At 71.8% G+C, this 11,587-nt stretch carries 10 protein-coding genes; 5 read left to right on the top strand and 5 right to left on the bottom strand.

What is annotated here, in order from left to right:
• Nucleotide 1: 1 nt before the first annotated feature.
• Nucleotides 2-1,531, bottom strand: coding sequence for an ABC transporter ATP-binding protein (locus ACWD0J_RS17335; RefSeq protein WP_451496653.1), 1,530 nt, complete (start codon nt 1,529-1,531; stop codon nt 2-4).
• Nucleotides 1,512-2,564, bottom strand: a complete 1,053-nt coding sequence (locus tag ACWD0J_RS17330; RefSeq protein ID WP_451496652.1) for a BMP family ABC transporter substrate-binding protein — start codon at nt 2,562-2,564, stop codon at nt 1,512-1,514. Before ACWD0J_RS17330 ends, ACWD0J_RS17335 begins: the two co-directional genes overlap by 20 nt.
• A 292-nt stretch (nt 2,565-2,856) precedes the next feature.
• Here ACWD0J_RS17330 and mtnA point away from each other — a divergent pair, with 292 nt between their 5' ends.
• A complete protein-coding gene (gene mtnA, locus ACWD0J_RS17325; RefSeq protein ID WP_451496651.1) occupies nt 2,857-3,939 on the top strand; it encodes an S-methyl-5-thioribose-1-phosphate isomerase in 1,083 nt (360 codons plus the stop codon).
• A gap of 72 nt (nt 3,940-4,011) precedes the next feature.
• Here mtnA and mtnB read toward each other — a convergent pair whose 3' ends face one another.
• From mtnB to ACWD0J_RS17310, 3 genes are all read right to left on the bottom strand, one after another.
• Entirely contained in the window at nt 4,012-4,620 is a 609-nt protein-coding gene (gene mtnB, locus ACWD0J_RS17320) for a methylthioribulose 1-phosphate dehydratase (RefSeq protein ID WP_451496650.1), read from the bottom strand.
• Nucleotides 4,617-5,324, bottom strand: coding sequence for an acireductone synthase (gene mtnC, locus ACWD0J_RS17315; protein WP_451496680.1), 708 nt, complete (start codon nt 5,322-5,324; stop codon nt 4,617-4,619). The genes mtnB and mtnC overlap by 4 nt, the downstream gene beginning before the upstream one ends.
• A 71-nt stretch (nt 5,325-5,395) precedes the next feature.
• Nucleotides 5,396-5,995, bottom strand: a complete 600-nt coding sequence (locus ACWD0J_RS17310; RefSeq protein ID WP_451496649.1) for a 1,2-dihydroxy-3-keto-5-methylthiopentene dioxygenase — start codon at nt 5,993-5,995, stop codon at nt 5,396-5,398.
• Nucleotides 5,996-6,557: 562 nt separating this feature from the next.
• Here ACWD0J_RS17310 and ACWD0J_RS17305 point away from each other — a divergent pair.
• The 4 genes from ACWD0J_RS17305 to mtnK all read left to right on the top strand — a co-directional run bounded on the left by ACWD0J_RS17305 (nt 6,558) and on the right by mtnK (nt 11,506).
• Nucleotides 6,558-7,664 (top strand): substrate-binding domain-containing protein, encoded by a 1,107-nt coding sequence (locus ACWD0J_RS17305; protein WP_451496648.1) that lies wholly within the window; start codon nt 6,558-6,560, stop codon nt 7,662-7,664.
• Complete coding sequence (locus ACWD0J_RS17300; protein WP_451496647.1) at nt 7,651-9,195, top strand: sugar ABC transporter ATP-binding protein; 1,545 nt, start codon at nt 7,651-7,653, stop codon at nt 9,193-9,195. Before ACWD0J_RS17305 ends, ACWD0J_RS17300 begins: the two co-directional genes overlap by 14 nt.
• A 76-nt stretch (nt 9,196-9,271) precedes the next feature.
• The gene (locus ACWD0J_RS17295; protein ID WP_451496646.1) at nt 9,272-10,318 is read left to right on the top strand and encodes an ABC transporter permease; all 1,047 of its coding nucleotides are present in this window, start codon (nt 9,272-9,274) and stop codon (nt 10,316-10,318) included.
• 15 nt (nt 10,319-10,333) lie between these two features.
• Nucleotides 10,334-11,506, top strand: coding sequence for an S-methyl-5-thioribose kinase (gene mtnK / locus ACWD0J_RS17290; protein WP_451496645.1), 1,173 nt, complete (start codon nt 10,334-10,336; stop codon nt 11,504-11,506).
• The last annotated feature ends 81 nt before the right edge of the window (nt 11,507-11,587 follow it).

Here is an 11,587-nt window from a genome sequence, read left to right as displayed (position 1 = left end):
GTCAGTCCACGGCCTCCGCCCGCACGTCCGCGCCCGCCATGGCGAGGCCCAGCGTGCGTTCGTCGGCCTCGTCCTTCGTGTAGGTCGCCGTGACCCGGCCCTCGAACATGACCAGGACCCGGTCCGCGAGGCCGCGGATCTCGCTCAGTTCGGCGGAGACGAGGAGGACGGCGTGACCGGCGTCGCGGTAGGCGATGAGCTGGTCGTGGATGTTCTGGACGGCACCGATGTCCACTCCGCGCGTCGGCTGCTCGACCAGCAGCAACGGTGCTTCGTGGGCGAGTTCGCGGCCGATCAGCAGCTTCTGCAGATTGCCGCCGGACAGCGCGGAGGCGGGCACCTCGGGCGTGGCCGCCTTGACGCCGAACCGTTCGATCAGCCGCCGCGCGTGGGCCCGTACGGCCGCGGGCGGCAGCAGGCCCCGGGAGGACAGGGACGTACGGTGGTGGCCCATCGCGAGGTTGTCCGCGACCGAGGCCGCGGGGGCCGTGCCCACCGCGTGCCGGTCCTCGGGGACGTACGCCAGGCCCCGGACGCGGCGCTCGGTGGCCGAGGCGTGGGTGATGTCCTCGCCCTGGAGTGTGACCCGGCCGGCGCTGGTGGGCCGCAGCCCGGCCAGGGCCTCGACCAGGTCGCTCTGCCCGTTGCCGGCGACGCCCGCGATGCCGACGATCTCCCCGGCGCGGACGGTGAGTGCGACGCCGTGCACCGCGTCGGTGGCCAGGCCCGCCACGTCCAGCACCACGTCGCCCGGCGTTCCGGGGGCGTGCACCCGGTCCAGCTCGACCGCGCGGCCGGTCATCGCGGCCGCGATCTCGCCGGCGGAGGTCTCCGCCGTGACCAGGCGGGCCACGACCCGGCCGTCCCGCAGGACGGTCACACGGTCGCTGCCTTCGAGCACCTCGCGCAGCTTGTGCGTGACGAGGATCACCGCGCGGCCCTCGGCGGCCAGCGACCTGAGCACCGCGAACAGCGCGTCGGCCTCGTCGGGCGTGAGCACCGCGGTCGGCTCGTCGAGGATGAGCGTCCGGGCGCCGCGGTGCAGCAGCTTGAGGATCTCCACGCGCTGCCGCAGCCCGAGGGGGAGGTCGCCGACCCGGGCGTCCGGGTCGACCGCGAGGCCGTGCTCGGCGGCCAGCTCGCGCACCCGGCGGCGGGCCGCGGCCCGGTCCACCAAACCGAAGCGGCGCGGCTCGGCGGCGTACACGACGTTCTCCGCGACCGTCAGCGAGTCGAACAGCTTGAAGCTCTGGTGGACCATGCCGAGCCCGGCGGCCATGGCGTCGCCCGGACTGGCGAAGGCCACCTCGCGCCCGTCGATCCGGACCGAGCCGGCGTCCGCGCGCTCCATGCCGTACAGCACCGACATGAGCGTGGACTTGCCCGCGCCGTTCTCCCCCATCAGGGCGTGGATCTCTCCGTGGCGGACGGTCAGGTCGACGGCGTCGTTGGCGAGGGTGCCGGGGAACCGCTTGGTGATGCCCCGGAGTTCGACCGCGACGCCGTCGGTGTCAGCTCGCGGCGGGGTCATCGACGGTCAGCTTCCCGGACACGATCCGGTCGCGCAGCGCCTCGACCTTCGTCAGGACGTCCTTGTGCTCGGCGATCACGCACTTCGAGGAGTCGACGTCGTCCTCCAGGCCTGTGAGGCTGATGCCGCCCTCCTTCAGGCCGTACGAGACGGTCGTGCCCGTCTTGCCGCCGAGGACCGTCTCGATGCCCTTGGCCACGGCGACGTCCGTGCGCTTGATGACGTTGTCCACGACCGTGCCGGGCGCCGAGGGGCACTGGTTGACGTCGACGCCGTACGCGAAGGCGCCCTTGGCCTTCGCGGCCTCGAAGACGCCGTAGTTGCCCGCCGCCGCGGCCGCCATGATCTGGTCGTAGCCCTGCGAGAGCAGCGAGTTCGCCTGCTCCTTGGCGCGGGCCGAGTCGTCGAAGGGGGACTGGCCGCCGACGAAGCGGGTGCTGGTGGACGTCTTCGGCGCGACCGCCTTGGCGCCGGCCGCGAACGGGTCGCTGTAGCGGCGGAACTGGGGCGTGTCCAGCACGTCCACCGCGCCGACCTTGCCGCTCTCGCTCAGCAGGCCCGCCTCGGCGCCCGCGAGGTAGACGCCCTCGTGCTCGCGGAAGACCGCGCAGCCGACGTTCGGATACGTCTTGCTCGTGCAGGCGTCGATGATCAGGAACTGCTGCTTCGGGTTCTTCTGCGCCTGCTGCGCCACGAGGTCGGCGAACTCGAAGCCGACCAGCACGATGACGTCCGGCTTCGCGTCCACGGCGGCCTGCACGTTCTGCTGCTGGGAGGCGGTGTCCGTGGACTCGTACACCTTCCGCGTCCCGTCGTGCCGCTTCGCCGCGTTCTCGATCCCGGTGACGGCGAGCTTCAGGAACTCGTTCTGGCCGACGGCGTCGGGCGTGACGAGGGTGAAGGACGGGCCGCTGCCGCCGCTCGCGCTGTCGGAGGTGTCGTTCTCGGCGGCGGCGTTGCACGCGGTCACCGCGGTGAGCAGGAGCGTGCCGGCGGCGGCGAGTTGCAGGGTACGGCGGTGTCTGCGAGGCATCGGAGGACCTTCCGGGATGCGGAGAGGAACGCTCGACGATGAGCGTGTGAGGGTGAGGGTGAGCGACGGAGCGGAGGGAAGGTTCAGCGTCGACAGCCGTCGCCGCAGCACCGGCCGAAGTCGAGGAAGCGGCGCTTGGTCAGCGGCATGCGTCCTCCTTCGTCTCGGCCCGTGGGCTGGGTGCTGGACTTTAACACCCCTTTCCGGCCACCCGCCCGGCTGTCTCGAACTGTGGTTCGGCCAGGTCATGTACGGTGGCGGACACCCACCGGAACATCAGGAGTGCCCCGCCATGTCCCAGGAGTTGCGTGCTGTCGACTGGACCGGAACCGGCCTGGCGCTGATCGACCAGACCCTGCTGCCACACCGCGCCGAGACAGTGCACGTTCACGATGTGGACGCCCTGGTGGACGCCATCCAGCGGCTCGTGGTGCGCGGCGCGCCCGCGATCGGCGCCGCGGGGGCCTACGGGGTCGCGCTCGCGCTGATCCAGGGCGAGAGGGAGGGCTGGACGGCCGGGCAGGTGCGCGCGGCCGTCGCCCGGATACGGGAGGCCCGGCCCACCGCCGTCAACCTCATGGTGTGCGTGGACCGGGTCATGACCCGCTTCGACGCGGGCCTGGACGCGGTGCTGGAGGAGGCCGCCGCCGTGCAGCGCGAGGACGTCGAGGCCAACCGGGCGATGGGCGCGTACGGCGCCGACTGGCTGCTGGCGCGGATCGGCGCCGACCGGCCGCTGCGCCTGCTCACGCACTGCAACACGGGCGCGCTCGCCACCGCCGGCTGGGGCACGGCCCTCGGGATCGTCCGCGAACTGCACGCCCGGGGCCTGGTCGAGGTCGTGTACGCCGACGAGACCCGCCCGCTGCTCCAGGGCTCCCGCCTCACCGCCTGGGAACTCGTCCAGGAGGGCATCCCGCACTACGTCCAGGCGGACGGGGCCGCGGCCGGCACCATCCTGCGCGGCGAGGTCGACGCGGCCATCGTCGGGGCCGACCGCGTCGCGGCCAACGGGGACACCGCGAACAAGGTCGGCACGGTCGGTGTCGCCCTCGCCTGCGCGGACGCCGGCATCCCGTTCCTGGTCGCGGCGCCCACGACCACGGTCGACCTCGCGACCAAGACCGGCGCCGGCATCCCCATCGAACTCCGCGACGGGTCCGAGGTGCTGGAGTGGGCGGGCGTCCGCACGGCCCCGGCCGCGTCGCGCGGCCACAACCCGGCGTTCGACGTGACACCGGGACGGCTGGTGACGGCGCTGGTGACGGAGCGCGGGGTGCTGGAGGTCGCGGCGGGGCAGGTGCCGGGGGAGCACCTGCGGCCGGCCCCGTCCGCGGTCGCGCGGCCCGGTCGCCCGGACGGGGCCGCACGCTGACGTGCCGCGCTGACGTTCCGCGCTGACGTGCCGCGTTGGTGTTCCGCGCTGACGTGCCGCGTTGACGTGCCGTCAGCGCTGGGTGAGTTCCAGCTCCAGCAGCCACTCCACCACTTCGGTGTGATGCCGGGCCTGCCGCGGGTTATCGCCCCACACGTACAGTCCGTGCCCGGCCACCACCACCGCCGGCATCCGCGGATCCCGGGCCGCCTCCAGACGGTCCCCGAGGACCTTCATGTCCTGGCTGTTGGTGATGACCGGCAGGGTCACCTCCACGTCGTGCGCGGGCTGGCCGACGCCCTTGAGCATCTCCAGGTCCCGCAGGACGATCCCGCCCGGCTCCCGCCGGCCCATCGCCACCGACGCCACCGTGTGCACGTGCACCACGGCGCCCGCACCGGTCAGCGCGGCCACGCGCGCGTGCAGCTCCGCCTCCGCGGACGGCCTGCCGCCGCGCACCGCCGCTCCCCGGCCGTCGACCAGCACCACGTCCGCGGGCGTCAGTTCGCCCTTGTCGTGGCCGCTGGCGGTCACCGCGAGGCGCAGCGGGTCGCGGGAGAGCACTACCGACAGGTTCCCGGACGTGCCCCGCATCCAGCCGAACGAGGCGAAGCGGGCGGACTCGGCGGCGAGCACCGCCCCCGCCTCCTCCAGGTCGAGTGTGCTGATCTCGGTGGTCACGCGCTGCTCCCGGATGTGCTGAGGGTGATCTCGTCGAACGTCCCGGCCTCCGCGTGGTCGCCGACGCCCTGTGCGTAGTACGGCTCCCCGGGCCGCCGGATCCCGACGGCCTGCCAGCCCGCGGCGCGGGCCGCGTCCAGCTCGCCCGGCCGGTCGGAGAGGAAGAGGAGCCGCTCGGGCGCGGTGCCGGTGGCCTTTGCGATCCGCCGGTAGGACTCCGGCTCCTGTTTGGGTCCCGCGTTCTCGGTGTCGTACAGACCCGAGACGAGGGACGTCAGGTCGCCCTTGGGGCTGCTGGTGAACCACGCGCGCTGCGCCGCCACCGACCCGGAGGAGTAGACGTACAGCCGGACGCCGGCCGCGTGCCACGCGCGCAGCGCCGGGACGACGTCGTCGTAGAAGTGCGAGACGAGGTCGCCGCGGGCGAAGCCCTCGGCCCAGATGATGCCCTGGAGGGTTTTAAGCGGGGTCGCCTTGCGATCCTCGTCGAGCCAGGCGTGGAGGGCCTTCTCGACGCGTACGGCATCGGCGTCCGGCTCACCGATCTCCGCCCGCACCTGTGCGACCGCCCGCGCCACCGCCGGATCACCGCTGCGCTCGCGCAGCAGTGCTCCGAGACGAGAGCGCGAGTACGGGTACAGCACGTCCACCACGAACCCCGTGGCGCTCGTCGTGCCCTCGATGTCGAGCACCACGGCGTCCACGTCGAAGCGCGGACCCGGGTCCGGATCCGGACCCGAACCCGGACCCGGGCCGTGCACGCCCACGTTCACGTTCACGCGGTGGCCTTGTCCGCCTCGTAACCGGCCGCGATCGTGTCGTAGTCCGGGAAGCGGGAGGCGATGGCGGAGCCGGTGAAGCTGCCGATCCAGCCGTCCTCCTCGTGGAAGAAGCGGATCGCGGTGAACGAGGGCTTCGTGCCCATGTCGAACCAGTGCGTGGTGCCGCGCGGCACGCCCAGCAGGTCGCCCTTCTCGCAGAAGACCGCGTGCACCTCGCCGTTCGCGTGCAGATAGAAGATGCCGGAGCCGGAGACGAAGAAGCGGACCTCGTCATCGTCGTCGTGCGTGTGCTCCTGGAGGAACTTCTCCCGGGCGGCCTTCGCCCTCGCCGGGAACTCCGGGTCGTCGCTGGGGTGCAGGCCGAGTACGTCGACGGTGGTGAAGCCCTCCTGGGCGTTCAGCTTCTCGATCTCCGGGCCGTACGCGGCGAACACCGTCGCGCTGTCGGCGTCGAACGGCACGTCCTCGCGGATCGGCCACTGCTCGTAGCGCACACCGAGCGGCTTGAGCGCCTCGGCGATCTCCGCGGGGTCCGAGGTACGGCGGACCACGGACTCGGGGCCGGACTCGGGCCAGGTCGTCAGCAGGGTCATGGAAGCAACTCCGGGAGTCTGGAAGGGATGTCCGGACGTCGAGACGATCACCGGACGTACGGAGGAGGTGAGGGAGTGGCGGCGAACGGCGCGGACGGCGGCGGACAGCCGGTCAGCCGCGACAGCGCGCGCCGGTACAGCGCCGCATGCAGGGCATACGCGGCGCCGTCGCGCGTGGTGTCGTCATCGGGGCCTCACTGTGCCGGTTCGGGTGCCGGTCCCGTGATGGTAACTCCGGCGGCTGGGGCCGCCGGGTGTGACGTAGTCGTTGTCTCACGTGCTGAGAAACCGCTTCCGTTCCTTTGACGAGTGGCTGAAATCGTTCTCATCATCTGCGTATGAAGACGCTGCTGCTCGTGCGGCGGCTGTACGTGGACTTGCTCCGGTCGACCACAGCCCGCTGTCGCTGACCTCATCCGGAGCCCCGACGCGTCCCGACGCACGCGGTGTTCACCGCTGTTCACCGCCTCCCTCGCGGTGGCTCGATCCTGTCCCCGCTCCGGGTTCAAGCACTCCTCCCTTCCTCGCCTCCTCCCCTCGCGTCACCGCACCTGGAGCCCTCATGTCCCGTACCCGCGTTCCCCTCGCCGCGCTCTCGCTGGCCTCCGTCTGTGCCCTCCTGCTCGCGGGCTGCTCCCAGTCCACGGACGCGTCGAAGGCCACCGACGGCTCGGCCGACTCGGCCGCGCCGGCCGCGGCCGCCACCGGCAAGAAGCCGGCGCCGTTCAGCGGGGGCGCGGTCAAGGTGGCCCTCGTGCGGCAGAGCGGCGCCGGTGACTACTTCGAGCAGTGGGGCAACGGCGCGAAGGCGCAGGCCAAGGCTCTCGGCATCGATTTGACCGTGTACGACGCCCAGGCCGACAACGCCAAGCAGGCCACCGACCTGTCCTCGGCCATCAATTCCGGCGCCAAGGCGATCATCATCGACCACGGCTTCCCGGCGACCATCCAGCCGGAGATCGACAAGGCCGTGAAGAAGGGCATCAAGGTCGTCGTCTACGACGTCGAGACCTCGACCGAGGGCGTGGTCAGCACCGAGCAGGACGACGCCAGCATGGCCCAGGCCGTTCTCGACGTGATGGCGAAGGAGGTCGGCAAGGACGCCAAGGTCGGCTATGTCAACGTCGCCGGTTACGCCGCCCTCGACAAGCGCGACAGCGTCTGGAGGAAGACGGCCGACGCGCAGGGCTGGAAGCAGGAGTTCAAGGTCGGCAAGGTCACCGACTCCACGGCCACCGACAACGTGCCCCTCGTCTCCGCCGCGCTGACCCAGCACCCGGACGTGGCCGGCGTGTTCGCCCCCTACGACGAGCTCGCCAAGGGCGCCGTCCTCGCCGTGCAGAACAAGAAGCTCCAGGACAAGGTGAAGGTCTTCGGCGCCGACGTCTCCAACGCCGACATCCAGAACATGACGGCCGCGGACAGCCCGTGGGTCGCCACGGCGGGCACCGACCCGTCCGCGGTCGGCGCCGCCGTCGTCCGTACGACCGCGCTGGAGCTGGCCGGCGAGCTGAACAAGAACACGGTCTCCTTCCCGGCCGTCGCCATCACCCAGGACTTCCTGCGCGAGAAGAAGATCGAGAACATGGACCAGCTGCGCGAGGCGCTGCCCGCGCTGAACCTGTCCAAGGTCAGCACCGCGGACTGGATCTCCAATGTCGCCCACTGATCCTGTTTCAGCGGCGCCGACGGCGCCTGCGGCCGTCGGGCTCACCGACGTCAGCATGGCCTTCGGGGGCAAGACGGTCCTCGCCGGTGTCTCGCTCGACATCGCCCCGGGCAGCGTGGTCGCGCTGCTCGGCGCGAACGGGGCCGGCAAGTCGACGCTGATCAAGATCCTGTCCGGCGTGCACGCGGGCCATGGGGGAGAGGTACGGGTGGACGGCAAGCCGGTATCCCTCAACACCCCTCTCGCCGCACGGCAGTTGGGCATCCAGACCGTGCACCAGCGTATCTCCGAAGGCATCGTTCCCGGCCTGACCGTCGCCGAGAACCTGGTCTTCGAGGAGCTGGCGCAGCGGCGCGGGAACCCGTTCGTGAACGGCGGGCGGGTCCTCGCCCGCGCCCGTGAGATCCAGTCGTCCCTCGGCCTCGGCTGGAACGACTCGCTGCTCAGGAAGGACGTCACCGAACTCGGCATCTCCGACCGCCAGTTGCTGATCCTCGCCCGAGCGCTGGCCACCCGCCCCCGCCTGCTGATCCTCGACGAGCCGACCTCGGCGCTGTCGGCGGCCGAGGCGGAACGGCTCTTCGCGCTCGTCGAGAGGATGCGGGACGACGGCATCGCGGTCCTCTACGTCTCCCACCGTCTCGGCGAGATCGACGCGCTCGCCGACCGTCTGGTCGTCCTGCGGGACGGCCGTCTCACCGGGGACCAGACCAAGCCCTTCGACTGGGACGCCGCGCTGCGCGCGATGCTCGCCCAGGCGCAGGAGGCGACGACGGCCCGCCCGGTCCGGCAGGGCGATCGGGGAGACGTCGTCCTCTCCCTGCGGGGCGTCCGTCTCCTTGAGGGCCGAGCGCCGCTCGACCTCGACCTCCGAACCGGCGAAGTCACCGGCGTGGTGGGTCTCTTGGGTGCCGGAAAGACCGAGCTGGCACGCGGCCTGTTCGGCGCGGAACCGTTCCCGGAGGGCACGGTCGAGCTCGACGGCAAGCCCTACGAACCCCGCCGCCCCGCCGACGCCATCCGCGGCGGGATCCACCTGGTCCCCGAGGACCGGCACGCCGACGCCCTCGTCCCCGGCTGGTCGGTGGCGCGGAACATCTCGCTGCCGTTCCTCAAGTCCCTGTCGAGGGCCGGACTCGTGAGCCGCTCCCGCGAGGACGCCCAGGGCCGCGAGGCCATCGACGCCCTCGGTGTCGTCGCCCGCGACGAGCACAGCACCGTGGAGGAGTTGTCCGGCGGCAACCAGCAGAAGGTCGTCGTCGGCCGCTGGCTCGCGAAGACCCCACGCGTCCTCATCCTGGACGAGCCGTTCCGAGGTGTGGACATCGGCGCCCGCCGGGACATCGGCCGCCGCGCCCGTTCCCTGGCCGCCGAGGGCGCCGCCGTGCTCGTCCTGTCCGCCGACGTCGACGAGGTCCTGGAGGTCGCCGACCGGGTCGTCGTCCTCGCGGCCGGCGAGGTCCGCCTCGACGCGTACGGCGAGGACGCGGAACGCGACCGCGTGATCCAGACCATCGCCGTCTCCGTCTGAGTCCCTCCGACACCCGCCGCCGAGGAAGAACACCCCATGACCACCACAGGCACCTCATGAACACCACAGGCACCTCATGACCACCACGCAGAGCACCGAGGTCCCCGTCAAGGCGGCGCTCCCGCCCGCGGCCTCCACCGCCGTGCGCGTCCAGAACGCCGTGATCAAGTACGGCTTCATCTTCGTCACGGTCGCGCTGTTCGCGTACTTCGCGCTGAGCGAGGGGTCCTTCCGCGAGTCGGCGACCCTTCTCGACACCCTCCGCTATGTCTCCGTCGCCGCCATCCTCGGCCTGGGTGTCACCCTCACCATGGCCGTCGGCGGGATGGACATGTCGGTGGGCGCGGTCGCCGGCCTCGGGGTCTCGGTCGCCGCCCAGACGATGGTCGTCTTCAACCAGGTCGGCACGGTCGCGATCCTCGCGGTGCTGGCGGCGGGCGCGCTGGCGGGCCTGCTGAACGCCCTCCTGATCGTCGTCCTGAAGATCCCCGACATGCTGGCCACCCTCGGCACCATGTTCGTGATCCAGGGCAGCAAGCTCATCCTGGTCGACGGCCAGTCCATCACCCCCGGCATGACGATGTCCGACGGATCGACGGCCCCCGGCAGGTTCACCGCCGGGTTCCTGCGCATCGACCGCGGCACGGTCCTCGGCATCCCGGTCTCCGTGCTGGTCTTCGGCGGTCTGACCGTCGTCGCCTGGGTCTTCCTCGCCCGCACCCGCTGGGGCCGCGTGCTGTACGCCATCGGCGCCAACCCCGAGGCGTCCCGGCTGGCCGGCATCCGCGTCGGCGCCTACCGGGCCCTCGCCTACGTCCTGTCCGGTGTCCTCGCCTCCGTCGGCGGCCTGATCCTGGCGTCCCGCATCGGGCAGGGCGACGTGTCGGCCGGTACCTCCCAGCTGCTGGAGGCGGTCGCGGTGGCGCTGGTCGGCACGTCGGTGCTGGGCCGCGGGCGCCCCAATGTCTGGGGCACGGCGCTGGGCGCGGTGCTGATCGGCATCATCACCACCGGCCTGACCATCAAGGGCCTGCCGTACTACACCCAGGACGTCGTCGAGGGCGCGGTTCTCATCCTCGCCCTGGTCTTCAGCTTCACCCTGTCCAAGCGCCGTACCGCATAAGGGAGTTCACGAGCCATGGGCTACCGCATCCTGGAGACCGACGACATCCCCGGCTACCTGCGCGAGCGGGGCCACTGGGACCACGCCGGCGGCATCCACGTCCGCGAGGTCTCCGACGGCAACATGAACCGGGTCTTCCTGGCCGGCTCCGCCGACGGCACCCGCCGCCTCGCCGTCAAGCAGGCCCTGCCCTGGGTCCGGGTCGCGGGCCCGTCCTGGCCGATGAGCCCCGACCGCGCCGACGCCGAGGCACGGGCGTACGAGCGGATCGCCGAGGTCGCCCCCGACGAGATCCCGGCGGTCCACGGCTACGACCCCGAGAACCACGCCCTCGTCATGGAGGACATGTCCGACCTGGAGGTCCTGCGCACGCTCCTGAACGAGGGCGCGTCCTACGGTCCCCACACCTCCGCGCGGATCGGCGAACTGGTCGCCCGGCTCTCCTTCAGCACCAGCGACTTCGGGATGCCCTCCGCCGAACGCAAGGCCCTGATCGCGGCCTCCGTCAGCCCGGAGCTGTGCAAGATCACCGAAGACGTGGTGCTGTCCGAGCCGTACGTCGAGCACGAGCACAACCACTGGCATCCGCGACTGGACGACCTGGCCGCCGAGTTCCGCGCCGACACCCGGCTGCGCACCGAGGTGGCCGACCTCCGCCACACGTTCATGACCAGCGCCCAGGCCCTCCTCCACGGCGACCTGCACACCGGCAGCGTCATGGTCGGGGAACGTCAGGGAGCCCCGGTAGTCCGGGTCTTCGACCCGGAGTTCTCCTTCGTCGGCCCGATCGGCTTCGACCTCGGCCTGTACTGGGCCAACGCCCTGGTGTCGGAGGAACGGGCCCGTTCGCTCGGCACACTGTCCGACCACGCCGGCCAACTCCGCCTGTGCTGGGAGGCGTTCGAGGCGGAGTTCCGCCGTCTGTGGCCCACCCGCGTCGACGCCTTCTTCGACGACGCCTACCTCGACCGCTTCCTGCGCCGCGTCTGGACGGACTCCGTCGGCTACGCCGGCACGGAGATCGTCCGCCGCGTCATCGGTTTCGCCCACCTGTCGGACCTGACGACCCTGGCGGACCCCGTCCCGGCGTCCCGGCGGGCGCTGCTGCTGGGGCGGGAACTGATCGTGCGCCGGCGGGAGCTGGACGACGTCACCGCCGTACGCGAGGTTGTGGAGTCCCTCACCTGAACCGTCTGCCGGTCAGCGGGCCGGATCCGCCCGACCGGGCACGCCGAAGGGGCGGCTCCGCCGGCGTGGAGCCGCCCCTTC

This window comes from Streptomyces sp. NPDC003011 (assembly GCF_053591515.1).
This window is presented reverse-complemented; position numbering and strand designations above follow the sequence as displayed.